The 26,482-nt window shown below is 36.1% G+C and carries 21 protein-coding genes and 3 pseudogenes; 7 read left to right on the top strand and 17 right to left on the bottom strand.

Annotated features, from left to right (window positions below):
• Positions 1–17: 17 nt before the first annotated feature.
• The 8 genes and pseudogenes from A9G24_RS11125 to A9G24_RS11090 form a co-directional block, all read right to left on the bottom strand.
• Positions 18–589 (bottom strand): annotated as a pseudogene (locus A9G24_RS11125) (transposase); the annotation flags it as partial.
• A 128-nt stretch (positions 590–717) separates the two neighbouring features.
• Complete coding sequence (gene gyrB, locus A9G24_RS11120) at positions 718–3,129, bottom strand: DNA topoisomerase (ATP-hydrolyzing) subunit B (RefSeq protein WP_065639075.1); 2,412 nt, start codon at positions 3,127–3,129, stop codon at positions 718–720.
• A gap of 42 nt (positions 3,130–3,171) precedes the next feature.
• The gene (gene recF / locus A9G24_RS11115; RefSeq protein WP_065639074.1) at positions 3,172–4,245 is read right to left on the bottom strand and encodes a DNA replication/repair protein RecF; all 1,074 of its coding nucleotides are present in this window, start codon (positions 4,243–4,245) and stop codon (positions 3,172–3,174) included.
• A gap of 48 nt (positions 4,246–4,293) precedes the next feature.
• Positions 4,294–5,397, bottom strand: coding sequence for a DNA polymerase III subunit beta (gene dnaN, locus A9G24_RS11110; RefSeq protein WP_065639073.1), 1,104 nt, complete (start codon positions 5,395–5,397; stop codon positions 4,294–4,296).
• 15 nt (positions 5,398–5,412) lie between these two features.
• Positions 5,413–6,771 carry a chromosomal replication initiator protein DnaA gene (dnaA, locus tag A9G24_RS11105; RefSeq protein ID WP_065639072.1) on the bottom strand — a complete coding sequence of 453 codons (1,359 nt, stop codon included), beginning with the start codon at positions 6,769–6,771 and terminating at the stop codon, positions 5,413–5,415.
• A gap of 167 nt (positions 6,772–6,938) precedes the next feature.
• On the bottom strand, positions 6,939–8,033 hold the full coding sequence (ompA, locus tag A9G24_RS11100) for a porin OmpA (protein ID WP_065639071.1): 1,095 nt from the start codon (positions 8,031–8,033) through the stop codon (positions 6,939–6,941).
• A 194-nt stretch (positions 8,034–8,227) separates the two neighbouring features.
• Positions 8,228–9,136 carry a recombination-associated protein RdgC gene (locus A9G24_RS11095; RefSeq protein ID WP_065639070.1) on the bottom strand — a complete coding sequence of 303 codons (909 nt, stop codon included), beginning with the start codon at positions 9,134–9,136 and terminating at the stop codon, positions 8,228–8,230.
• Positions 9,137–9,249: 113 nt separating this feature from the next.
• The gene (locus A9G24_RS11090; protein WP_065639069.1) at positions 9,250–9,999 is read right to left on the bottom strand and encodes a MipA/OmpV family protein; all 750 of its coding nucleotides are present in this window, start codon (positions 9,997–9,999) and stop codon (positions 9,250–9,252) included.
• Positions 10,000–10,184: 185 nt separating this feature from the next.
• Between A9G24_RS11090 and A9G24_RS11085 the strand changes: the two genes are divergently transcribed.
• The 3 genes from A9G24_RS11085 to A9G24_RS11075 all read left to right on the top strand — a co-directional run bounded on the left by A9G24_RS11085 (position 10,185) and on the right by A9G24_RS11075 (position 13,587).
• The gene (locus A9G24_RS11085; RefSeq protein ID WP_141669987.1) at positions 10,185–11,594 is read left to right on the top strand and encodes an aspartate aminotransferase family protein; all 1,410 of its coding nucleotides are present in this window, start codon (positions 10,185–10,187) and stop codon (positions 11,592–11,594) included.
• A 74-nt stretch (positions 11,595–11,668) separates the two neighbouring features.
• Complete coding sequence (locus A9G24_RS11080) at positions 11,669–12,718, top strand: GNAT family N-acetyltransferase (RefSeq protein WP_065639068.1); 1,050 nt, start codon at positions 11,669–11,671, stop codon at positions 12,716–12,718.
• The gene (locus tag A9G24_RS11075; RefSeq protein WP_065639067.1) at positions 12,715–13,587 is read left to right on the top strand and encodes an arginase family protein; all 873 of its coding nucleotides are present in this window, start codon (positions 12,715–12,717) and stop codon (positions 13,585–13,587) included. The genes A9G24_RS11080 and A9G24_RS11075 overlap by 4 nt, the downstream gene beginning before the upstream one ends.
• A gap of 71 nt (positions 13,588–13,658) precedes the next feature.
• Here A9G24_RS11075 and A9G24_RS11070 read toward each other — a convergent pair whose 3' ends face one another.
• Genes A9G24_RS11070 through A9G24_RS11055 form a run of 4 tightly spaced genes read right to left on the bottom strand, consistent with a single transcriptional unit; the run spans position 13,659 to position 15,959 of the window.
• Positions 13,659–14,060 carry a DMT family transporter gene (locus A9G24_RS11070; RefSeq protein ID WP_065639066.1) on the bottom strand — a complete coding sequence of 134 codons (402 nt, stop codon included), beginning with the start codon at positions 14,058–14,060 and terminating at the stop codon, positions 13,659–13,661.
• A 1-nt stretch (position 14,061) separates the two neighbouring features.
• Positions 14,062–14,418: an EamA family transporter gene (locus A9G24_RS11065; protein ID WP_065639065.1), complete on the bottom strand. Its 357-nt coding sequence runs from the start codon at positions 14,416–14,418 to the stop codon at positions 14,062–14,064.
• Complete coding sequence (locus A9G24_RS11060; protein WP_065639064.1) at positions 14,418–15,251, bottom strand: alpha/beta hydrolase; 834 nt, start codon at positions 15,249–15,251, stop codon at positions 14,418–14,420. Before A9G24_RS11060 ends, A9G24_RS11065 begins: the two co-directional genes overlap by 1 nt.
• Positions 15,252–15,260: 9 nt before the next feature.
• Positions 15,261–15,959 carry an MtnX-like HAD-IB family phosphatase gene (locus A9G24_RS11055; protein ID WP_218056296.1) on the bottom strand — a complete coding sequence of 233 codons (699 nt, stop codon included), beginning with the start codon at positions 15,957–15,959 and terminating at the stop codon, positions 15,261–15,263.
• A 192-nt stretch (positions 15,960–16,151) separates the two neighbouring features.
• On the opposite strand from A9G24_RS11055, the gene A9G24_RS11050 reads away from it, so the two are divergent.
• The 3 genes from A9G24_RS11050 to glnS all read left to right on the top strand — a co-directional run bounded on the left by A9G24_RS11050 (position 16,152) and on the right by glnS (position 20,169).
• Positions 16,152–16,880 (top strand): winged helix-turn-helix domain-containing protein, encoded by a 729-nt coding sequence (locus A9G24_RS11050; RefSeq protein WP_065639062.1) that lies wholly within the window; start codon positions 16,152–16,154, stop codon positions 16,878–16,880.
• Positions 16,877–18,220, top strand: coding sequence for an ATP-binding protein (locus A9G24_RS11045; RefSeq protein ID WP_065639061.1), 1,344 nt, complete (start codon positions 16,877–16,879; stop codon positions 18,218–18,220). The genes A9G24_RS11050 and A9G24_RS11045 overlap by 4 nt, the downstream gene beginning before the upstream one ends.
• 272 nt (positions 18,221–18,492) lie before the next feature.
• Complete coding sequence (glnS, locus tag A9G24_RS11040; protein ID WP_065639060.1) at positions 18,493–20,169, top strand: glutamine--tRNA ligase; 1,677 nt, start codon at positions 18,493–18,495, stop codon at positions 20,167–20,169.
• A gap of 87 nt (positions 20,170–20,256) precedes the next feature.
• Here the strand turns inward: glnS and A9G24_RS11035 are convergent, their stop codons facing one another.
• Positions 20,257–20,775, bottom strand: a complete 519-nt coding sequence (locus tag A9G24_RS11035; protein WP_065639059.1) for an endonuclease V — start codon at positions 20,773–20,775, stop codon at positions 20,257–20,259.
• 456 nt (positions 20,776–21,231) lie between these two features.
• Here A9G24_RS11035 and A9G24_RS11025 point away from each other — a divergent pair.
• Positions 21,232–22,320, top strand: a pseudogene (locus A9G24_RS11025) (IS3 family transposase).
• A 35-nt stretch (positions 22,321–22,355) separates the two neighbouring features.
• Here the strand turns inward: A9G24_RS11025 and A9G24_RS11020 are convergent.
• From A9G24_RS11020 to A9G24_RS12945, 4 genes and pseudogenes are all read right to left on the bottom strand, one after another.
• A complete protein-coding gene (locus A9G24_RS11020; RefSeq protein WP_065639057.1) occupies positions 22,356–23,621 on the bottom strand; it encodes a hypothetical protein in 1,266 nt (421 codons plus the stop codon).
• 104 nt (positions 23,622–23,725) lie between these two features.
• Positions 23,726–25,189: a hypothetical protein gene (locus A9G24_RS11015; protein ID WP_065639056.1), complete on the bottom strand. Its 1,464-nt coding sequence runs from the start codon at positions 25,187–25,189 to the stop codon at positions 23,726–23,728.
• 281 nt (positions 25,190–25,470) lie between these two features.
• Positions 25,471–25,995 carry a hypothetical protein gene (locus tag A9G24_RS11010; protein ID WP_081303097.1) on the bottom strand — a complete coding sequence of 175 codons (525 nt, stop codon included), beginning with the start codon at positions 25,993–25,995 and terminating at the stop codon, positions 25,471–25,473.
• 32 nt (positions 25,996–26,027) lie between these two features.
• Positions 26,028–26,482 (bottom strand): annotated as a pseudogene (locus tag A9G24_RS12945) (peptidoglycan-binding protein); the annotation flags it as partial.

Raw genomic sequence — 26,482 nt, 5'->3', positions numbered from 1 at the left:
TACCGTCGATGGCTTTAAGGCTTTTTTCCGTTTAATTCTCTTTCTGCGTTGATGGCTTGATTAAGCGCATCAATATATTGACTGGGCTCAACAATACGCTGCTCATTACGTGCTTTGCCTTTATTGGCATTTGCTTTTAGGTGAGTACTGTCCGTATATAAAACCCGACCACTTATCAACCCTTTGGCAATGGCCTGCTCAACAATATTATCAAAATCTGTTGATAGATTTCACTGTCATTAAACCGACGGCGACGATTTTGGCTAAGTGTTGAGGCGTCAATCACTTTTTCGGTTAATCCCATTCCCAGAAACCAGCGGTAAGCTAAATTGACCTGAATTTCCTGAACCAGACGACGTTCACTGGGGATACCGAAAAGATACCCCAATAGCATGATTTTAAACAGTCTGACCGGATCTTCTGCCGGACGACCGTTATTCGGGCAATAAAGTGGTGCTACCGCTTCTCGAATAAATTCAAAATCAATGACTTTAGCTATTTTACGAACAAGATGATTTTGGGGGACAAGCGCATCTAGTGAGATTTGCTCTATTTTTTCTGGTGTCGCTGGAGTTGGTTTTTTTAGCATAGAAGAACTTCTCTTATAATGGACTCCTCTCTATTAGATCAAAGAACTCGCCAAAAAGCGAGTTCTTTGTCATCAATCTGACCAGACATGCGTCTGGTTTTTCTGTTGGTTTTTTATAGCAGTAATATTTAGAAATCTAAATTAGCTGCTTTAAGGGCATTTTCTTCAATGAATAATCGTCGAGGTTCAACTTCATCGCCCATAAGGGTTGTAAATAATTGATCTGCTTCAATTGCATCTTTGATGGTGACTTGTAACATACGGCGACTGGTTGGATCCATGGTGGTTTCCCATAATTGTTCAGGGTTCATTTCGCCAAGACCTTTATAACGCTGAATAGTTAAGCCACGACGAGACTCTTTAATTAACCAATCAACGGCTTCTTCAAAAGATTCAACTGGCTGTTTACGCTCACCGCGTTGAATAAAGGCACTCTCTTCCAGCAGATCTTTTAATTGTGCGCCAAGGTGGCAGATATTACGGTATTCATTGCTATGGATAAAGACTTGATCTAATGGATAATGTGTATCAACACCATGGGTTCTGATTTTAATGATTGGCACATATAATTGTGTTTTTTCATTATATTCAGTTGAATACAGGTAGCTGCTGCCATGTTGCTCTTTGTTCGATAATTTTTCAACAATGGTTTTTGCCCAATTTTCAGCCTGCTGATGGTTTTGTAAAATACTTTCGTTTAATACGTCATGATAAACCAATTCAGAAAGTAGCGCTTTAGGGTAACGACGCTCCATTTTGGTAATCAGTTTTTCGACTTTTTGATATTCGGCAATGAGTCTTTCTAACGCTTCGCCTGCAAGTGCAGGGGCATGGTCATTAACATGTAATGAGGCATCTTCAAGGGCTAAAGCAATTTGAAACTGCGTCATTGCTTCATCATCTTTGATGTATTGCTCTTGCTTGCCTTTTTTGACTTTATATAAAGGCGGTTGTGCAATATAAACATAGCCACGCTCTATGATTTCTGGCATTTGGCGATAAAAGAACGTTAGTAATAGAGTACGAATATGTGATCCATCGACATCGGCATCGGTCATGATAATAATGCTATGGTAACGCATTTTATCTGGATTATATTCATCACGGCCAATACCACAACCTAATGCAGTAATTAACGTTCCCACTTCTTGCGATGAAAGCATTTTATCAAAACGGGCTTTTTCGACGTTCAATATCTTACCTTTTAGCGGTAAAATTGCTTGATTTTTGCGGTTGCGTCCTTGTTTGGCCGAGCCACCCGCAGAGTCCCCTTCCACTAGGTAGAGTTCAGATAGCGCTGGGTCTTTTTCTTGGCAATCGGCAAGTTTACCCGGTAGTCCACCTAAGTCTAAAGCGCCTTTACGGCGTGTCATTTCTCGCGCTTTACGAGCGGCTTCTCGCGCTCTTGCTGCGTCAATAATTTTTCCGACGACAATCTTGGCATCGCTTGGGTTTTCAAGAAGATATTCTGCTAATTTTTCACCCATGACGGATTCAACCGCAGATTTAACTTCTGATGAGACTAATTTGTCTTTGGTTTGTGATGAGAATTTAGGATCTGGGACTTTAACTGATACAACCGCGATGAGACCTTCACGCGCATCATCTCCTGTGGCACTAATTTTCGCTTTTTTGCTGTACCCTTCAGATTCCATATAATTGTTTAATGTGCGCGTCATTGCACCACGGAAACCGGCTAAGTGTGTACCGCCATCTCGTTGGGGGATGTTATTAGTAAAACAATAAATATTTTCTTGGTAGCCATCGTTCCATTGCAGTGCCACTTCGACGCCAATATCGTCTTTTTCTGTGCTGAAATAAAATATTTTAGGATGAATAGGATTTTTATTTTTATTTAAATATTCAACAAAAGCTTGGATACCGCCTTCGTAATGATAATGTTCGCTTTTACCGGTGCGTTCATCAAGTAATCTGATGGATACCCCCGAGTTTAAGAAAGACAATTCACGTAGTCGTTTAGCTAAAATTTCATAAACAAACTCAATATTGGTAAAAGTTTCTGGACTTGGCCAGAAGCGAACATAGGTACCTGATTCAGTGGTGTCGTCAATCACTTTGAGTGGCGCTTGTGGCACCCCTAAGTGATAAATTTGTTGGTGAATTTTACCATCACGATAAATCACTAATTCTAATTTATCCGATAAAGCATTAACCACTGAAACCCCCACACCGTGTAAGCCACCGGATACTTTGTAAGAATTATCATCAAATTTACCACCTGCATGTAGCACGGTCATAATAACTTCAGCCGCTGAGATACCTTCTTCCTCATGAATGCCAGTTGGAATACCGCGACCATCGTCACGCACAGAAACAGAATTGTCGGGGTGAATCGTCACTTCGATATGATGACAATAACCTGCTAATGCTTCGTCAATGGCATTATCGACCACTTCAAAAACCATATGGTGAAGTCCTGTTCCATCATCAGTATCACCAATATACATACCTGGACGTTTACGGACAGCATCAAGTCCTTTGAGTACTTTAATGCTAGAAGAATCATAAGAATTAGACATGGATTTCTCGACTTATTTGATTGTTTATATCATTCTATAAATTTACGAAATTATACCAGATTTTATGTGAAAAATCTTATCATTTTCATCGATCATATGGGTAATTTGCGCTTGGTTAACTGCGGTAATAAATACTTGTGAATGAGCTAATTTTAAACGTTTGGCTAACAGTTCTCGTTTATTGTTATCGAGTTCAGAGGCAAAATCATCAATCAAGTAAACACAAGCTTGGCTACTTTGCTTTGAGTAATATTCACCTTGAGATAGGCGTAAAGCACACATTAATAGTTTTAATTGACCACGCGATAGCAAATCTTCAACTGGAATATTGTCGACACGTAATCGAATATCCGCTTTATGTGGACCGACTGATGTGTAGCTAAGGAGTTTGTCTCGCTCATATTGTTTATATAATATTTCAGCATAGTCAGTACTATGTTCCCAACCTTGATAATATTGGCAATTCAGCTGATATTCAGGTAAAAAGTCATGGCAAGTTTTTATAATTTCAGGAAAAATCTGTTGCGAGTAATCCGCTCTAATGTGGCTAATTTTCTCAGCAATGGGGGCGAGTTCTTTATCCCAAGGTAATAATTGATTATAACTATGGGATTGCTTTAATAATGCATTGCGTTGTTTAAATAAGCGTTTTAGATTATTCCATAAATGAACAAATTCTGGATAATGATGAAAGCATCCCCAATCAATAAATGCGCGACGATATTTGGGACCACCGCTCAATAAATCAAACCCTTCAGGTGTAATTAATTGTATGGGTAATAATTTGGCTAAATCAGCTAATCGAAAGCCTTCGTCCCCATCTATTTTGATTTTATTTTCGCTATTCCGTGACTTTGCAAGACCAATGGAATGGACTTGTTGATGGGTATTTTTTATCTCACTAAATAATACAAGCTCGGGTTGTTCATGCTGAATAATTCGATTTGATTGAGTATGTCTAAAAGCACGACCATGGCCAAGCATATAAATAGCTTCAAGTAAGCTCGTTTTTCCACTACCATTATCACCAACAATGAAATTGAAATGTGGCGATAAAGATAGTTGTGCATGATCAATATTACGGAAATGATGAATGTTGATTTTTGATAGAGTCATATGCCTTGAATAAGGCCGGCCGAAGCCGGACAATTAAATGAGATTTGATTATAAGCGCATTGGCATAACAACATAAGTAGCGGTCTGATTGTTAATATCTTCTATTTGTACGCTTGATGTTGCATCAGTTAATAGCAGTTGTACGCTATCACATTTCAATGTATTTAATATATCAAGTAAATAGGTGACATTGAAGCCGATCTCAAGCTCTGCTGATTCATATTTTACGTCAATAACTTCTTCTGCTTCTTCCTGTTCTGGATTATTTGCGGTGATTTTTATCTGATTATTATGGACGTAAAGTCGAATACCACGGAATTTTTCGTTGGATAAGATCGCAACACGTGATAGGGCGTTTCTGAGTTCTTCGCAAGATACCTCAAGTGGTTTATCGGGATTGCGTGGTAATACGCGTTTGTAGTCAGGGAATCTGCCATCAATGAGTTTTGATGTAAAGGTAAAATCACCAAGATTAACACGTAAATTATTATTACCAATTTGCATATTGATTAATTCGTCGTTATCACTAACCAGTTTAGCAAGCTCAAGCACCCCTTTTCTTGGTAAAATGACCGAACAAGAAGTTTTAGTATCTTGCTCAATAGGTTGTGCACATAAAGCTAATCGATGCCCATCTGTTGCAACTGATTTTAATAAACCATCTTCAATTTCAAATAACATGCCATTTAAGTAATATCTTACATCTTGGTTAGCCATTGAAAATTGCACTGCATCAATAAGACGTTTAATGGTTTTTTGTGGAATGGAAAGATCAACATCACTTTGCCAATTTTCTAAATTAGGAAAATCGCTAGCGGGCAGTGTGGATAAAGAAAATTTACTACGACCTGATTGAATCATCAATCGATTATCATCGACACTTATTGAAATTTGAGCATTATTAGGTAGGTTTCGGCAAATATCAAGAAATTTCCTAGCTGGCACGGTTGTTGCACCAGGTTCACTTAGTTCAACTAATGGTATATGCGATATCATCTCTATTTCAAGATCAGTTCCCGTCATTGATAGCGTGTTATCGCTCACCTGTAATAGTAAATTACCCAAAATAGGTAGTGTAGGGCGACTACTCAATGGCGCACTGACAAGTTGCAATGGTTTAATCAGTTTTTCACGATCTATAATAAATTTCATAGTATTGATTCTTTTTTAAGTTGATAAAGTTCGAATTAAATTGGAGTAATCTTCTTTAATATTATTACTTTCTTCTTTTAATTCTGCAATCTTTCTACATGCATGTAATACCGTTGTGTGATCTCTGCCTCCAAAGCCATCACCGATCTCTGGCAGGCTTTTGTTGGTCAGTTCTTTGGCAAGTGCCATTGCCATTTGTCGTGGTCTTGCAACAGAACGAGAACGACGTTTAGAAAGTAAATCTGATACTTTAATTTTATAGTATTCGGCAACTGTTTTTTGTATATTTTCAATGGTAACCAGTTTTTCTTGTAAAGCCAGTAAATCTTTTAAAGCATCTTTTACAAAATCAATGGTAATAGCCTTACCAGTAAAATTAGCATTAGCAATGACACGATTAAGCGCACCTTCTAATTCACGAACATTGGAACGTAATCGTTTAGCAATAAAAAAAGCGACTTCTTCAGGTAACTTGATATGATTTTCTTCGGCTTTTTTCATTAAAATTGCAACTCGCGTTTCCAGTTCAGGTGGTTCAATTGCAATGGTTAATCCCCAACCAAAACGCGATTTTAATCGATCTTCAACACCATTTATTTCTTTAGGGTAGCGATCAGAAGTCAATATAATTTGTTGATTGCCTTCTAATAATGAATTGAAAGTATGAAAAAATTCTTCTTGCGATCGTTCTTTATTTGCAAAAAATTGAATATCATCAATAAGTAAAGCATCAACTGAACGATAGTAATTCTTAAACTCTTCAATCGCATTATTTTGTAGCGCTTTTACCATATCTTGCACAAAGCGTTCTGAATGCATGTAGACAACTTTGGCATGGTTTTTTTCTGCCATTATTTGATTGCCAACCGCATGTAATAAATGGGTTTTACCTAAACCGGTAGAACCATATAAAAATAATGGGTTATAAGCTTTGCCTGGGTTTTCAGCGACTTGTTTTGCCGCAGCAACCGCAAGTTGGTTGGATTTACCTTCAACAAAGCTATTAAAAGTGTGTTTATGATTAATACCTGAATGGTAGACGTGATTGCTGTTTGTTTCTTTTGTTGTTTTCCAAGCAGGTACCACTTCTGTTTTGCGTTGGCTACTTTGCAATTTTTTATCGGTAGATACCGTTGAACCAACTTCAAGAAATAATTTTAAAGAATCATCATTAAAAAGTTGATTTAATAATTGGGATATAGTCGTTAAATATTTATTTCTTACCCAATCTAGAACAAATCTATTAGGTGCATAAATATAGAGTTTCTTATCGACCATTTCCGCTTGCAACGGACGAATCCATAAATTGAATTCCGTTGTTGGGATTTCTTCTTGTAATTGAGAAAGGCAATCTTGCCAAATAGCGGTAGGCACGGCAACTCCTTCAACTTTGCTTACTAACAATACTATGCAGTATTATAATCCCTTTTGTGGATAATTTGTAGAGCTAAGGTAATATATAATTCAGTTGTTAACAAAAATGAGAGGTAAAAAAACCCGGCTTTTAACCGGGTCTTAATGAACAACTTAAAAAACAAAAATTAATTTGTTAAATCAGTTACTTGAACTTCTTGAACGTTACGTGCTTTAACTTCAATTTCAACACGACGATCTGGTGCTAAACATGCTTTTAAGTTAGCGCCACGAAGTGCATTACATTTAGTACCAGTAACTGGTTGAGATTTACCCATACCGCGTGCACTGATTAGGTCAGCAGGAACACCTTTAGATACTAGGTATTTCATGACTGAGTTAGCACGTTGTTCTGATAGTTTTTGATTATAACTAACTGAACCGATACGGTCAGTATGACCAATTACTACAACAGCGCTTTCAGTCGGTTTGATTTTAACTAGGTTTGTAAGTAAGTTGTCTAACGCTTGACGGCCTTCAGCTTTTAAGTCAGCTTTTGCATAAGCAAATAGCACATCTTCATTTAATACATAACGGTTTTCTTGCGTTTTTAGCTCAACTGGTGCTGGAACAGCTGGAGTACCTAAACGATAAGTAATACCTAAACTTACAGTTCCTGCATCAGGAGATGCATCAGTTTTAGTATGAATATGATTAACATATTGGTATTCTAAACGAGTAGAGAAGTCTTCGTCGAAACGATAGTCAAGACCTAATGCATAAACTGGAGATAGTTCAGTTTTTGTACCATTGTCAAGTTTTTCATATTTTTTAACTAGGCCGCTATTTTTCCATTTAGCGATAGTTACCATACCGCCTGCACGACCATAAATATCTAGTCCGTCAACGATAGGATAACTTAATTTACCAGTTAAAGAAACACCTTGTGCAGAAACTTTACTATGACCTACATCATAGCTTTTTCCAGCATAACTGAAAGATCTTTTATATTTAGCAGATCCTAACCAGTCGTAGCCTAATTCGAAAGCTAAGTAAGGATTTGCTTGGAAACCAAGGAAAGCCCCACCAGCAACGTTGCTACGGTTTGATGTGCTAATGCCAACGTCATCCCATACACGAACTTTATTTGCATCTAGCTTATAAAGTTCTGACCAACCTAATTTAGCACCAACGTAAATAGAGTTGTCTTCGTAAGCTGCATGAGCCGCAGTAGCGGTTAAACTTGCAACTGCGATTGCTAGAGCTAGAGTAGTTTTTTTCATTTTATTGCCTCAACTTATATGTTGTTATAGACGATGTTTAGTTTCTTTATTGTTTAAAATTTACTTCAAATAAAAAGAACTATGACTTATTTTTATATAATTATGTTACCCATAATCTGATGTCAAGTATAGCATAGATAATAGGCAAATCTATAGTTATTGCAGTTACAATAAAAAAAATTTAGATAATTTTATCAAATAATTTTGTTAATTGTTATGTAAAAGTCATTAATAGCATTTGCTAATGCATTAGCCATAATAAGGAAGTCAGCTTCTAATCTTTTATCAAATTCATCTGAACTGATATCTTCGTTTTCATCCAAAATAACCGAATCAAATTTAATTCGTTTAAATGTTAAGTCATTATTGACAATAAAGCTGACGCCTCTTTCATCAATAATTTTAATTTTAGTGATCCATTTTCCAGAATCAAAATGGACACGCATTTCATCGCTGGTGATTTCTTGATTTTTACAACTGATAATCCCATTACCCTCGAGCGGATCTTTAAGTTCGGCTTGGTCACCCAATAAAAATGGCGGAAATGTTAAATTCTCTTTAGCCCATGTGGTCATGACTTGCTCAAGAGGTTTATCAATTGATAAAGGTGTTAAAGCAAGTGAACCAAGCTCTTTACGTAATATAGCTAAGATATCTTCTGCTTGTTTAAAACTACTACAATCAACAATAATGCGTTTATTCTGTGTATCAATCCATAACCAATAGTGATTATATTTACTAAATGCTCTGGGCATTAGATCAATCATGACTTCGTCTTTTAAGGTGGCTTTTTCGTTTTTAGACAGCTTTCTGCTTAAAGCTTGTTCTTGCTTATCGATTTTCTCTAATAACGCCTGTTTAATGACGGGAGCGGGTAATATTTTTGTTTCTTTTTTGATGCGTAATAATAAATGTCCTTGCATATCAATAATAAAATCATTGTCATTATTATCATGATAAGGTGACACCCAACCCATTTTGGTGGTATCTAAATTACCACAGGGAGTAAAAGGATGAGATTTTAGTGCTTTTTCAATCGCATCTTTATTAAGTAATGTATCATTATTAAGTTGATAAATGATGGCATTTTTAAACCAAAGCATACTTTTCTATTTCCTGAATTTTTTGTGATAAAGCTTTTATCTTGTTTAAACGAGTAACAACTTATAGTGGATAAGCCGTGATTATTTTGTTATTGAGTATGAATGTATATTCATTAAAAGTGATAAGATACGCCCATATAAACTGAGGTTACAGTGCTATTGTCAACCATAGGGCTATTGGCCGCATCGCCAGTTAACTTATCAATATGAACTCCGCCAAAAGTCGCAATATTTTGGGTTAATGAATATTGTGCTGCTATTTCAGCGTAAGGTGTTAATGAATCATCAACATTAAAGTATCGTAATTTTGAACGTGAGGATTCTTTATGCGAGACACCATAATAATAATCATTATGTTTATTATTGGCCCAATTTATACCGATAGTAGGCGCAACAATTAAATTACCTTGCATATAAGGAACCGTATAATCAGCATTGACTAAAATACTATTACTTTGATTTAGCACATCCGCCCCTACGCTACTAGAAAAACTTCCCCAGTTGGTATCAATGGAATACTCGATTTCAGCAAGTAGTGTTGAATGACGGCTATTAAGTTGCTTTAATTGGTGATTATCTGAATCATGTGGTTTAAATTCATTAGATAAATAACGAGCGCCAATGGAGATGCTTTGATTATCTTCATTATACGCATAAACACCAGCCGATAAGTCATCAATAAAAAATAAGCCATTATCATAATCAATATGACCGATAGGGTAATAATTAGTGCTATAACCTTTATAAGGTGAATTTGCCCAACCCATACCCGCCCCGAGGGAAATGGGATCAGCTAACGCATTTTGGGTGGCGCCTAAAACGATGATTGACAAAATAGAAAGTGCACAAGCTGTTTTTTTCATTGTTTTATACTCATATATAAAAAGTGATCACCTGTAGCTAGTAACACAAACTTTATTATCATTTATTTTGCTGTTTCGCATATCGTCACACAATCTATACATTAATTGTACATTGTAACAAACCAATTTCTTGCAATAATAATGCCACATTTTATCGTGTTTGAATATGGATTAGTGAGATAATTATGAGTAAACCAACTTTAGAAATGATTAACAGTCGTCCTGATGATGCGACATTGTTAGCGGATGAAGCTAAATATTGTTCTTTTGGTGATACCGTGCATTATGTTGAACCACCAAAAATCTTTGATGGTTGTGAAGGTAGCTACATGTATGATAAAGAAGGCAAAGCTTTCCTTGACTTACAAATGTGGTATTCTGCGTGTAACTTTGGTTATGCGAATGAACGTTTAAATAATGTGCTTAAAAAGCAAATTGATACCTTACCACAGTGCGCTAGCCAATATTTGCATCCAACCAAAATTGAATTAGCCAAAACGATAGCCCAAGGTATGGAAAAACGCTTTGGTTATGAAGGACGAGTACATTTCAATGTGGGTGGTTCACAATGTATTGAAGATTCATTAAAATTGGTTCGTAATGCATCTGGCGGTAAATCGTTAATGTTTGCTTTCCAAGGTGGATACCATGGTCGTACTTTAGGCGCTTCATCTATCACATCAAGTTATCGTTATCGTCGTCGCTATGGTCATTTTGGCGATCGTGCTATGTTTGTTCCATTCCCATACCCTTTCCGCCGTCCCAAAGGCATGACAGCAGAAGAATATGGTGAACATTTGGTGGCTGAATTTGCGCGTTTATTTGAAACCGAATACCACGGTGTTTGGGATCCAAAAGTTGGACAAGCGGAATATGCAGCGTTTTATGCCGAACCTTTACAAGCAACAGGTGGTTATATTGTGCCACCGCGTAATTACTTTAAAGGTCTTAAAAAAGTGTTAGATCAGTATGGTATTTTATTAGTCGTTGATGAAATCCAAATGGGCTTTTACCGTACAGGTAAACTTTGGTCAATTGAACACTTTGATGTCAAACCTGATGTTGTGGTTTTTGCTAAAGCATTAACAAATGGACTTAATCCACTAGGCGGTTTATGGGCACGTGAAGAATTAATTAATCCACAAGTATTCCCAGTTGGTTCAACTCACTCAACTTTTGCCTCAAATCCACTTGGTACAGCAGTTGGTCTTGAAGTGTTAAAAATGACTTCTGAAACCGATTACGAAAAAATGGTCATGGAGAGTGGTGCTTACTTCCTAGAAGGTTTAAAAACACTTGAGAAGAAACACAAAGAGATCGGCGAAGTTGATGGCTTAGGTTTAGCGCTGCGTGCTGAAATTTGTACTGAAGATGGCTTTACAGCCAATAAAGCACTTGTTGATAAAATGGTTGATATTGGTATGTCAGGTGATCTTGATTGGAAAGGTACCAAAATGGGCTTAGTGCTTGATATTGGTGGTTACTATAAAAACGTGATTACCTTTGCGCCATCTTTACACATCTCTCGTCAAGAAATTGATCAGGGTATTGAACTGTTGGATCAATTAATTACCCGAGCTAAAAAAGAGCTTTAATTGTTTTATTTCCATTTTCCCGTCAATGTCTATTGGCGGGACCGCGAGTTACAGCCAATCTTATATTTAACGTTATGAAATATATCAATCAGTTAGAACCCAATGAATTAATAGACAACTTTCTAACTCATCCTCCACAAGAGTTTTCTTCATGGCTGAGTGAAGATGGCGTGCCTGTTTTTTCTGCCAAGTTTGATCTTCTTACCACTGTAGATGATGATTTCAGACATAAAATTCAAAAACTCCCTTTTTACCATAAATGGCAGCGCTATTTACAACCCAATACTTGTTTTGTTGGCGCAACAGTTTCGGAATATGCGTTATTAAATGATAAAGTGGAGGCTAATCAATTAGCACAACATCTTAAAATGGCTTATGCTAAGCAATATCCTTTTTTGATTGTTAAAGATATACCCGTCGCATCGCCTTTACTGAGCGAAAAAGAAAATGATTATTCCATGCATCTTATTTCGTCATTAAAAAAACAAGGTTTTATTGAAGTTGAAGGCCAAGCATTAGCTTGGCTACCGATTGATTTTGCCAATATGGATGAAGTTTTTTCACGATTTTCTTATAGCAGACGTAAAAATTTTAGACGAAAACTAAAATCACGAGAAAAATTAGTGATTAATATGTTACATAGTGGTGATGAGTGTTTTTATGACCAAGTGGTTTTAGATGAGTATTATCAATTGTATCTTAATGTTTATCAGCAAAGTGAAATCCATTTTGACTTATTGACTAAACCCTTTTTTACTCAGTTGTTACAAAGCAAAACCCAAAATGCGCATATTGTGACTTATCACCATGATGATAAGTTGGTGGGGTACAATATTTGTTTTGTTGTCAACAATATGCTAGTTGATAAGTATATCGGTATGGTTTATCCACAGGCAAGAGAGCTCAATCTCTATTTTGTAAGTTGGTTTGTTAATCTTGAATATGCTTTGCAGCAAGGATTTAGTCATTATATTGCGGGTTGGACCGATCCTGAGGTAAAAGCATCACTAGGTGCAAAATTTACTTTTACTAACCATCTTGTTTATATTCGCAATCCATTATTAAGAGCTGTATTACGCAGATTGATTGGTTTTTTTGAAAGTGATAAGGAGAAAGTAGCATGACCTGTCCTATTATTCTCAATTTTGATAGAAGCGTGGGCGATATTTGTTATGCCCGAACGGTTGATGTTATTCAGTGGCAAGATACAATTCGTTTTGGTTGCACGAAGAAACAATTTAGCCAATTTAAACAGGTATTACAAGAATCTTTACCCGACACTCATGGCACGGTATTAATGGGCAGTGGTGATTTTCATCATATTTCATTATTACTTATTGAACGTTTAGCACAGCAATATTCCGCAGACAATCCGATCCAAGTTGTGATTTTTGATAATCATCCAGACAATATGCGCTATCTATTTGGTGTGCATTGTGGATCATGGGTTAGTTATGTGGCAAGTTTGCCTTTTGTGAGTCATGTACATGTGCTAGGCATTACCTCTCATGATATTGGTATAGCACATTTTTGGGAAAATAGATGGAAACCGCTGCTTCATAAAAAATTGACTTACTGGAGCTTAGATGTCAATGTCGCATGGGCAAAAAGAATTGGCTTAAGACATGCTTTTAGGCATTTTGCCACACCAGATGACCTTATTGCTAACTTCTTATCCGAACAATATCATAGCGCACAACCAGTCTATTTATCGATTGATAAAGACGTATTAAGTGAAGAGGTGATTCACACCAACTGGGATCAAGGCAAACTACAAACGTATCATCTGCTTGATACTATATCGTCAATTAAACCTAGAATTATCGGCAGTGATATTACGGGGGAACTGTCAATATGGCAGCCATCAAATTGGTTTAAACGTTTGCTCAGTTCGCTTGATAAACAACCGACCATATCGCCAAATAACCTTATCAATTGGCAACAAGAGCAACATCAACTTAATTTGACATTATTAAAAGCATTAGCGGTATAAATTGGTGTAAAAAACTTTCAGGAAAGTAGGCGTTTAAGTATAAAATCTTACCTACCTTTCCTTATTGTAATTTAACGTTGATGATGGTGTGAATCTTGTTTCGATAATTTGCTTTCTGCTAACGCCAAAAAAAGAATGCCTGAAACAATTAGTATTGTACCAATTAACTTGAATAAGGTAATCGGTTCGTTAAATAACCAGATAGAAACAATCATGACAGTCACAATTTCAAAGTGTGATGCCGCAAAAGCTGGGCCTACTGGCGCTTTTTTTAATAACGTCATCCAAGTGAAGAAAGTCAGAATATAGCCCACTATTGAAATATAGATCCAAGGGTTAGTAAATACGCGAATTAACCATTCTAGGCTCATCTCTAAAGGTTGCGCTTCAACCGCCGTTAGTTTAAAACTACATTGCGCAATTGTGTCGAAAAAGAGCAATACAGAAAAACCAATTAAGTAAAATCTAGCCATATTAAGACATCCCTACAAAAACAACACCAGCGGTGATTAATAGCATTCCGATCAAGCGGTAACTAGTTAGTAATTCTTTGAAAATAATACGGCCAACTAGCATGATAGTAATAATATTAAATGAAGCAAGTAATACCCCTTGAGAAAGAGGCACTAAAGTTAAAAAGGCTAACCATAATAAAAATTCAGCAACATACGAGGTAACGCCAATCCAAATCCACTTATTTTTTGCTAAATCTAGCCAATAGTACCAACCATCGCGATTGTTGGGTGCGATGGCTGCAAATTTAAAAGCGACTTGTCCTAAAGTATCGAAACAAATGTTACTAACCCAAAGTAGAACAACTAATGGTGACATTATGCTTTTATTCCTTCTACTATATTATCAAAGAAAGAAGCACACTCCTTGATCACTTCGCGGCGCTGGCTATCAATGGTAATTAAATGATAGCTATCATTTAATACCACTAACTTTGTTGGTCCTGAAACCTGTTTTTCGACTAATTTGGCATTCGTTTCTATATTGGCGATATCATCGTTACCTGAATGCATAATTAAACAAGGCGAAATCACTTGTGGCAATTGCTTGCGCATAGCTTTTGCCAATAACTGCATTTCGGCAAGCGCAGGGAATGGATTTCCTGCAAGGCCTGCTGATGCAGCATCACCACTTAACATACTTTCAGAGACTACCGCACGAATGCGCTCATCTTTAAGCCCATAAGGTGGTTGTTCAATGAAAACCTGTTTTTGAAAAATACCCAATTTTTTAAAGTAAACAAGTAAGAAAAACAGTTTTTTTGCCCAAAATGGCATACTCCAACCATCGTAACAAAATGTGGGCGCTAATACGCCAACTCCTTTAATTTGTTCAGGTCTATCTACTGCCAGTTTGAGCGCAAGGAGTGCCCCCATTGATAGTCCAGCAACAAAGATATTATCCACATGCTGAGCTAAATAATCAGCGCCATCTTGCACGCTTTTATACCAATCTTGCCAAGTTGTTTTACACAGATCTTCTTCCGTACCGCAATGCCCTGCTAACTGGATGGCATAAACCGTAAATCCAGCTTTATGTAAACCATTAGCTAAAATCCGCATTTCATTGGGGGTTCCTGTTAATCCATGGATTAATAGTACGCCATTTTTGTTACCTGGTAGAAAGTACGATAAATCTTCAATTGTACTCATTAGTATTCCTTATTCTTTTACTATCATGACCGGAATTAGCCAATTCTGAGCCTGTTGTAAGGCTTGTGTTACATTAGCAAAACTCTTGATGGCACAGTGCTCAATCTTATTTTTTTCACAATAGTGAACCAGTTTGTCTTTGGCAAACACGAAATCAACATTATGCGATACACAGTAGTCTGATGAACCATCACCAACATACAGTATTTGCGGAAAATATTGTTGTTTTTTTACATGATTACATTTGCAATTACCGCTTTGTTTGATGCAGTCTTTGTTTGCATAGGGGAACTCAAGGCGCCAACTGCGCGCATTATTGTGCATCAATTTATTGGCAAAAATTGGCAAATGTTTAATGCCATGACGTTTTAAAATAAACTCAATGGCATAATCAAGTCCGTCGCTAACTACGTGGACAGGGATATTATTTTGTTCAGTATATTGAATAAAAGATTTAAAATCCGGATCAATTTCAATTTGAGATAAGACGTCATTGAGCTCATCTAAGCTTGCGTCCATTAAGGCAATTTGCTTGCTCATACATTCTTGAGAGCCAATGTTGCCATTAACCCATAATTCTTCAAGTTCATCACAACCATCTTGACCAAAATGGCTCAGTAACGTGTCGGTAACATCTTTTATACTAATTGTGCCATCAAAATCACACAAGATAATTGGTGTGTGATGTTGTGTATAAGATGGATGCAACAGAGGGGTTGTTATTGATGAAAAAGCACTCATATTGGATATAAAAATAGTCTATTTAAAGATATTGGCGCAGATTCTCTCATAAAGTGACAATAAACTTTGTAGGCTCTTTGTATATATTTTGTAACGAGGGGATAATTGTCTGTATAATGAGGTATCTCTAAGTAAAAGTGCAGTGATTAAGATCAAATAATGAGTGAACGTATATTAATCATCGAAGATGATCAGCGGTTAGCCAATCTAATTCAAGTTTATCTTATTCGGCAAGGGTATCTTGTTGAATGGCATAATAGTGGTGCAGGCGCTGAAGAAAGAATTCAACAGCTTAACCCAGATCTGGTTATATTAGATGTGATGTTACCTGAAAAAACGGGTTTTGATATTTGTCGTGATATACGCACATGGTTTACTAACTACATCCTTATAATGACAGCTAGCGAAGATAATATTGATGAAATTGTTGGACTTGAATTAGGTGCAGATGATTATGTAGCTAAGCCCGTTGAGCCAAGATTACTGCTGGCCCGCATACGAGCCTTATTAAGACGGAAACAGATAGAAACCGACAAAGACAATCATAAAGAATTGATAGTGCCATCAAATAATAAAACGCTAATATTTGACAATTTAGTTATCGATGGCGAAAACCGAAAAGTGCTCTTGCAAGAGCAAGAAATTGATTTAACGACAGCTGAATTTGATCTGTTATGGTTACTTGCACATAATGCAGGGACAATTTTATCCCGAGATGATATTTTTTCTCAGGTAAGAGGGATCGATTTTGATGGTAGTGATCGGTCCATTGATGCACGTGTGTCAAGACTTCGTCGAAAATTACTCGATGATCCAGATAATCCATCGCGCATCAAAACGGTTCGAGGCAAAGGCTATTTATTTATGCGAGAGGGAGAAAGCCATTGAGCCAATTATTAGCCAAACCATTATTTTTTAATCGCCGAATTGTATTTTATCTAGTTATTTTACTTTTATTGCAAAGTATCATTGCTTATGGTGCTTTATTGGTTTTTGATTCATTACCTTCATCATTAACTGATATGCCTGATGATCATATTATATTTCGAGAATCTCAACGAGGCACAGTAAACTTGATTCGTATGCAAATTAACGCACACAAAGATCGTCCCCTTCAAGAAGTGGTTAGTGAATTACAACCTTATTTCGGTTACCCTATCGAAGTATTGCCAATTAATACACCATTACCCGATGCGGTACTTAACGAGTTACACAAGCTGGACTTTTCTTATGATAGCGATAAAGAGGTCGTTTATATTGATTTAAAAGATGGCAACTTGTTACAATTAGGCCCCATTGCCATGCGAGATATTTTGGCATCCAACACCATGTCATTAACCATCTTTCTCATTATTTGGGCTGTATTTAGTGCTATCATCTTTTTTATTTTAATTTATATGGCATTTAGTGCCGTTTGGAAAGATTTGGTTAATATCAGGCAGACTGCCGAACAACTTGGACAAGGTAATTTAAAAGCACGAACCGAAAATGTTAAAGGTTGGTTGTTTAAGCCGCTCGCTAACGTATTAAATAATATGGGCACGCATATTGAACACTTAGTAAGTACCAATCAAACGATTTCTCATGCAATGGCACATGAGCTACGCACCCCGCTTGCACGAATGCGATTTGAACTTAGTATGCTGGAAGAAGCGAATGACGATCAAGAAAAACGTCTTTTACAAAAAGGCATGAGTGATGATATTAACGAGCTTGAAACATTAATCAATGCCAGCTTGAGTTATTTTAAAATGCAGCAAAGCAATATCGAGCTAAACTTAACGCGTGTAGCACTCAAAGAGTGGGGCGAAAAAGTGTGCCAATCACTGGCATTATTCAAACCTAAAGAGTTTGAACTAACTTGTAATAGCCAAAATGAATACGCTATGATTGATACCAATTTAGTTGAAACTATTGTAAAGAATCTATTACTTAATGCGTTTAAATATGCAGCTCATAAAGCGGTTTTAAATATCACCAAACATGAAAATCGTGTTATCCTTGAGATCGATGATGATGGTGCTGGTATTCCTTTTGATGCGCGCGAAAAGATTTTTATGCCTTTTGCCAGACTTGATACTAGCCGTACACGTTCAACTGGTGGTTATGGGCTTGGTTTAGCTTATGTAAAATTAATGGCAGAATTTCATGATGGCAAAGCGTTTGTTGTCACAAGTCCATTAGGTGGGGCTAGATTTGTGGTTTCGTTAAAATCGGGTGATGAATAGCGACTGTATTTATTGGCCAATACGGTCAAAAAGCAGTCAGAAAAAATATTGATTTTATTTAATTTTTTATGTTTGTTTTGTTGTTGAAAAAACAAACTATTTTATTAAAAAACTGCATTGTTTAGCTAAAAGCCAATTTTGTCGATACAAATAGCCTGTTTTCCGTTTCAGAAATAACAAAAATTTGTTATATTCATCAACCAATACAAGAAGTAATAGCAAAGCAAATATTCTTAATTTGTTTCTAATAAATATATCATCAGAGGTTTTTTATGAGCGGTTCACTACCGACAGAGACTGAAACTCGTCCGACTAATTTTATCCGTCAAATTATTGATGCGGATCTTGCTGCTGGCAAATATAAAACAACGCATACCCGTTTTCCGCCAGAACCTAATGGTTATTTACATATTGGCCATGCTAAATCAATTTGTTTAAATTTTGGTATTGCGCAAGACTATCAGGGTAAGTGTAACTTGCGTTTTGACGATACTAATCCAGCTAAAGAAGATATAGAGTATGTTGAGTCGATTAAACAAGATGTCCGTTGGTTGGGGTTTGAATGGGATGGTGAGATTTGTTACTCATCTGACTATTTTGACAGGCTATATGAATATGCAATTGAACTCATCAATAAAGGGCTGGCTTATGTAGATGAGCTGTCTGCTGATGAAATTCGTGAATATCGTGGTACTTTAACGCAACCGGGTAAAAATAGCCCTTATCGCGATCGTAGTGTTGAAGAAAATTTAGCACTTTTTATACAAATGAAAGAAGGCAAATTCGCCGAAGGAAAAGCCTGCTTACGTGCTAAAATTGACATGGCCTCGCCATTTATTGTGATGCGCGATCCGGTGTTATACCGTATCAAATTTGCTGAGCATCACCAAACAGGCAACAAGTGGTGCATTTATCCAATGTACGATTTTACCCATTGTATTTCTGATGCCATTGAAAATATTACCCATTCACTGTGTACGCTTGAATTCCAAGACAATCGCCGTTTATATGACTGGGTATTAGACAATATTACGATCGAAGCGCGTCCGCACCAGTATGAGTTTTCAAGATTAAATTTAGAGTATGCCATTACATCTAAACGTAAGTTAAACCAATTAGTAGCAGAAAACATTGTTGATGGCTGGGATGACCCGCGCATGCCAACGGTATCGGGGTTACGTCGCCGAGGTTATACACCTGCTTCGATCCGTGAATTTTGCCGACGAATTGGGGTGACTAAGCAAGAAAATACTGTTGAAATGAGTACCCTTGAGTTTTGTATTCGTGAAGATCTGAATGAAAACGCACCTCGCGCAATGGCTGTGCTAGATCCAGTTAAAGTTGTGATCGAGAACTTCTCTGAGACGATCGACGAAGTGCTTAGCATGCCAAATCACCCAAACCGCCCAGAATTAGGTGCTCGCGAAGTGACATTCACGCGTGAAATTTACATTGACCGAGCTGATTTTAGGGAAGAAGCTAACAAAAACTACAAGCGTTTAGTACTTGGTAAAGAAGTGCGTTTGCGTAATGCCTATGTTATTCGGGCTGATCGCGTTGAAAAAGACGCCGAAGGCAACATCCAAACGATCTATTGTAGTTACGACCCTGCAACATTAAATAAAAATCCGGAAGATGGTCGTAAAGTGAAAGGCGTCATTCATTGGGTTTCGGCTAAGTTTGCAAAACCGGCTGAAATTCGTCTGTATGATCGTTTATTTAATACACCAAATCCAGGGGTAGCCGAGGACTTTTTATCAACCATTAATCCTAATTCATTAATTATTAAACAAGGTTTTGTTGAGCCAAGTTTACAACATGCACAAGCCGAGCATGCTTACCAATTTGAACGTGAAGGCTACTTTTGTTTAGATAGCAAATATGCAACCGATGATAAGCTAGTGTTTAACCGAACCGTGGGTTTAAGGGATAGCTGGAACGAAGCATAATTTAACTAAGTCATTCGCCGACTTATTGGGGCGGCGAATGATTGTAGTTGCCACTTCATTTACATTACTTGAATCTAATTCAATAAATTATTTTTCGTGTTTAAACAATTTTGTTTGTTGATCTAAATAGCTCAGCACATCAGGCATTCGGTGTTTGCCTGCCATTGATTGCACGCTATTGGCTGCATTTATTAGCGGTATGCCTATCGAGGTAACATACAGCGGGTGCTTACTTTGACCACGAAGAACTTCGATCAAATACTCGCTATTGCCTGAAAACGGCTTTTTAGCAACACCAATAATAGGAATGGTTTTGTTTAATGCATGATACAAATGCCCACCTAGCCCTATCTTACCTTCATCCAAATGCACATAACCATCAATCACAATGCAGGTAAGTTCACTTAAATCAATTTTATCAAGCAGTGACATAATGCAAGGCAATTCACGTTGATAAAACTGACCTGATTGATAGGGCGCAACATTATCTTGATAATCTGTGATTACCTGTTCAATTGCTGAGGTTGAATCAGTCCAATGATGAAATAAAACGCCGACCGATTTGGCGCGGTTATCAAGGTAATAAACATCAATTGCCAGTATCATATTAAGTTATCTTCTCTTTAAAACATTATTTATCAATGAATCAATACATTCAAACTAACTGGGTAAGATAACATAATTACTGTTGTTAATTCAATGCGATAATATTCACATCTGTATTGATTATTATTAAATATACTTAGCAAGTTTAGTTATTCCGATAGTCATAAGCCAGTCCACTAAACAATACATCATTTAAAAAGTACAAGCCATCAATCCGTTGCAAATAACTTAACTCTACCCGAATGGGTAGTTTTATATTATGGTTTTTTGAATGAGGTTCATTTTTATATTCTGTCTTTTATAAAATTGGTTAACCTTGATAGTGTAGTTCAAAGACTTGTAATGTTTCGGATATTAGTTTGATATCACAATGTAATTGTAATGTAACTATCCCCTAAAATAGTACAGCAAAAAAGTAGAAAATTCTCTATGATACAAGTAAAGGGGGATTTAATTATGAAAAAAATGACTGAACATCAAATCGTCGCTATTTTAAAAGAAGCTGAAGCAGGTATTCCTGTCAAGGAACTCTGCCGTAAATATGACATGGTAAATTCAACTTTCTATAAATGGCGAGAAAAATACGGCGGAATGGAAACTTCGGATATTAAACGCTTAAAAGAGCTGGAGGCTGAAAACCGTAAGCTTAAGCAGATGTTTGCTGAGCTCAGTTTAAAATCTCAGCTTCAGGAAGAAATCATAAAAAAGCTTTAGTGCCCACAAAGGTACGTAAAATGTGGGCACAGCAACTACAACAAAATCATTCAGTTACTATTGCTATGAGTTGTGCCATTGTTGGCTTAAGCCGTTGTGCTTACTATTATCAACCTAAGTTACAGGATGATTCGGTGATTGTTTCGGTATTGAATGCTATCACAGACCGGCATTTACGCTGGGGCTTTCCTAAATGTTTTAATCGTATCAGAAAGCTCGGCTATAAATAGAATCATAAACGGGTATATCGGGTGTATTGTGAATTAAAACTTAATATTAGAGCTAAACGTAAAAAACGTATCCCCCCAACGAACACCAGAAAAGCTATTGGTTCCTAATAAACAAGGTGAATGTTGGTCAATGGATTTTATGAGTGATAGTAGCTGTAATCAACGTCGCTTTAGGACATTCAATGTCATCGATGACTTTAATCGTGAGGCGTTAGGTATTGATATTGATATTGCAGTAAGCTTACCGGCAGGGAGAGTTACCCGTTACTTAGATAAACTGGCTGAATATCATGGCTATCCATTAAAAATACGAGTCGATAATGGACCAGAATTTACAGGAAAAACCTTTATAAACTGGGCTAAATCCCATGATATAGCCATTGATTATATCCAGCCCGGTAGTCCTTATCAAAATGGCTATATTGAACGATTTAATCGTACCTATCGTACTGAAGTACTCGATTTATATCTTTTTAACAACTTAGCACAAGCAAGGAGAATAACCGAAGAATGGCTAACGATTTATAACACCAAAAGACCGCATGAGGCATTAAATAACATGACGCCGATTGAGTATAAAACACTAAAACAAGCAGCTTAATTATCTACATGAGTTGTGTACTAAGTTTGGGGTATTTACAATGTAATCCTTGCGTTTGTAACACTATCCCAAGTTTCGGTCTTTTTATTTTCTATAATATTAAAATAATCCATCATCGCTACCGGATGAATAAACCATGCCTTGCCATCTACGGATAGATTGGACAGTTTAGGGGTATTGGCATCGCTTTGTTCTGTGCTAGTTGTTTGATTTTGGGCTTGTGCCTGTGCCACTTGTTTCCACCACAGTGAGGGTTTAATGCGCTGTGCTTTTTCTAGTTGCCAGTTTGATTTGACATGTTCATGCGCTTCGTCCACCACGTCTAAGGCAAAATCACGGAGGTAAGGCTCGGTGATGCCAAGCTCATCTAATCCCGCTTCAATAATTGCTTTTTGTTGGTGTTTTTCTTCTTCAAATAAGTCATCAATTTCGTTCCATTTGCTTAACGCTTCATCGGCATACCATTCGCTTTCATATTTCACCAGTAAATGCCCTATCAACTCCGCCGTCCAGCTTCGGCGTAATCCTTCCTTTAAATCCCTATCCGTAAAAGTCGGCGGCGGTAGGTCTTTTTTTCGTTGGGTTGAATATATCAGTGTGCCCGTTAAGATTTGGTGTAATGCCCGCATCGCTGGCGTGTAATCGGCTAAATCTAATTTCGCCACTTTATTCTTGCCTATCTTGTCAGATAATTCACCGACCGAGGCCTTTTCTTCTATCGTTTCAAAACCAGGCCAGTGCCATGGACTACGCCGTTTGATATGTGCTTGCGCATTGTCTTTTATATTCACCCAACCGTGTATCGGTAGCGTTTGCTCATCCAGTGCCGTCACTTGGACCCATTTTGTGTTTTCATCCTCTATCGCTATCAAGCCATCATTTTCTAATGAAATTAGGGACACGGTACGAGGGTAACATACCGTATTACGTTTCTTTTCCTGTGGAGAAAGGTTGTCATCTAATGATAACGGAAAATCATGCCAATAACTTACGCTTGAATTGAGCTGCCCATCTTCGCCATTAAGGTGTAAGACTTTACTGGCGGCTATCCAGTACGGCTTGTTTTCAATCATAAAGCGAATCGTGAAAAAATCCTCATCATTCGCTGGCTCAGAATAGACACTCGGTAACGTCGTATCTTGCCCCTTTCCGCCACTAATTAGCTCAACTTTATCGGGGATATCTGCCTCGGTTAATTCGGGATATATCCGCCTTACATACATTTTCTCACTTGCGGTTAAGGTGTACGGTTGCGCTGACGGGCTTTTTGCCTGTATCTTTCCATTAATGCCATTAACCACCTTGCCAACCCCTGTGTCGAATAACGGCTGCGTTGTTGAATTTTCGCTTTCAGAGAGCTTGTCTGTTCAGACGTGTTTCATGGTGACTGACTAATGCTTTTTTGTCATTGCTGATAAGTTAATTCCTCATCTGTTGGTTGTCTGTAAGCAGTAAAATGATTTTCACTAACAAAAAATAATGTATTTTTCATATAAATTGCCTGATTACCATTTAATAAAAACTTAGAAAAAGGTGTTTTCTCAAAACCATGGATGGTGATGTATTCTAATTCATTACTAATATCAATGTCATAACTTTTAAAGTTTTCTATATATTGTTGATATAATTCATTATTATCAAAAAACCGTTTTGAATTCACTTTACCAAAGCTTATTGAATAAGCTTGTTGATAATTAACACATAGCTTTTCCTCATTTGGATTTAAAGTTAATGTTACTCTATCAAATTCATCTAATTTTCCACCATCAAAACGTAAATAGTTATTTGCTTGTTTACTCGTTAACAACAGACTTTTTGCTGAATGTTTGTTTTTATCTTTAGTGGCAAAGTCGATATAGCAATTAGAAGTGACAGGTAACTCTTGAAATTTTCCTTCTTTTGTGACTTGGAAATGTTGTACTTCTATGGTTTCATCCTCAAAACGTTGTCGACGTTCAATAAAGTAGTTCTTGTTTATATTATAACCAATAAATCCGATTGGCAAATCACCTTTAGCAGGATTATGCCTTGTCATGCCAATGCGAGATGACAATGTAATTTTATCTAAAAAATCAAATTGTTCTGATAAAAGATAAAGATAAACTATTTGCTCTTCGTTTTCTTGTGTGCCAATTATTAAAATTGGATTTATTGTATTATTTATTTGGGGTAACTTTATTCCATTTAAATTAATTAAATAATTATTTAACTGTCCATATAAATTATCGTTATCGAATAATTTTAAATAGTATGCAAAACTTCTTGATATATTTTGAGGATAATTATAATAATTCTCATCCTTAACAAAATCCTCTGATCTCTGAGAATTAATTGGCAAATTTAATGAGGGAAATTTATTACTTATTTTTTGAAATGAATACTTGTTTTTTGGTTTTAAAAAAGACGCAACTAAAGATTCATTTATAAATAACAACTGTTCTTTTCCAAAAATCAATCTATGCTTTGGCAATAATAATTTAGCTAAATCAACATCTACAACATCATCGAATTGTAAATAATTTAAATCCCCACTTGGTAAAATAAATTCGTTGATAATTGGATTTTCTATTAGATTTTTTGTGAGTAATTGGGATATATCAGATGTCCTATGTACGCTAACATTATACTGATTATTATTAATATAAATGATATTATCAATTAGTTTAACTCGTAGATTGTTCAAATAATCGGAGTTATAATCATTTTTGTTCATTAGAGCATCATTTTCTATATATTTATCCAAAATCCAATAAGCTTGATTAATATCTTTTGCATGGACATATGAAAAATTTAAAAAAATATATAATAAACAAATAGTTTTTGCTAACGATATATTTTTTTTAATTATATAAAGATGAAATCCAAACATGTTATTAATTTCCTAAATTTTTAACCAATTTATGTTTAAAGCAATTAGCTCATCTTGTCCATTAAGGTGTAATACCTTACTCGATTCTATCCAGTATAGTTTATTTTTAAGCATACAACGGATAGTATAAAAAAAACTCATCATTTACAGGCTCAGAATCTGCACTCAGCAAAGTAACATTTAGCACAAACCATAAATAATTCGCCAATTATCCGAAGATTTTTTCATCAACTATGACTGATGACGTAATAAAATTCAGGAATGATAAAAATAAAATGTATTTAATTATTGTTGGTTTTTTCTTTAAGGTATCCATCTTGATTTAAATAATAATGCTTAATTGTTAAATTATTATCATATTCTGTTGTAACGGTAATGATAAAATCCTTTGAGATAGTAAAATATGTTTTTTCAATTAGATTTTCATTATTTCCTGGTTCGTACCATTCACCTTCAACGTATAATTTTGAATGGATTTGATGATCTTTTATTGTCAATAAATAAAGTCTGTAAGGAAAATCACCACAATCCATTGGCACCAATACCATATCGATACCATTTTTTGATGGTAATGATAAATAGCGAAATTCCTTGTCACAATGTCCAAAATCAAAATTCTCAATCTTACAATTGTCATTATTGGCTAAGTTATATGACACATTTTTATGTGCTTTATTTAATGGTAAAGTGTCTGTGCTTTTTTCAAAACAGGGATTTTTATTATTTTGTTGAATAGGGGGTTCTTGTGCATAAGCAAAAAAAGGAATTACACCGAATACTAAATAAATTATATAGTTATTTATCATAATATATCCTAAAATTATCCATTAGCTATTTTTTACAATAATGAAGCCAATGGCTTACCATTTAACGTTGCAGAATCTTTACAGAAATATTCATCTTTTAAATAAATTTGATCAAACTCTCTTACATCATAATGTACCCAACTTGTTGCTCCAATATCAGACGATTCTAAGTTAAACATATTTTCTTGACCAGCTAACCAATCCCATTTTGCTCCTAAATATTTATTAAATATTTCTTTGCGTAATTTATTCATATCATTACATGATCTTGTCCTGACACCATTTTTATTAAAATGTATATCTAAAGCCTTTCCTTTATGGTTTGTAGTTCGTCTATTTGTTTGAAGATTTCGATCATAACACCTATATCCTGATGAAATTTTTCTAAAACTATAAACTGAATTTTCTTTTTGTAAGTAAAATATTACGGCTTTTAATGCCCATAATAATGATCTGTGTATACCAGGATACTCATACCTATGAGTTG

The organism is Gilliamella sp. App6-5, assembly GCF_001690525.1.
GTDB classification, from domain to species: domain Bacteria; phylum Pseudomonadota; class Gammaproteobacteria; order Enterobacterales; family Orbaceae; genus Gilliamella; species Gilliamella apicola_H.
The sequence above is the reverse complement of the archived record's forward strand: the minus strand, read 5'-3'. Positions and strand labels throughout refer to the sequence as shown.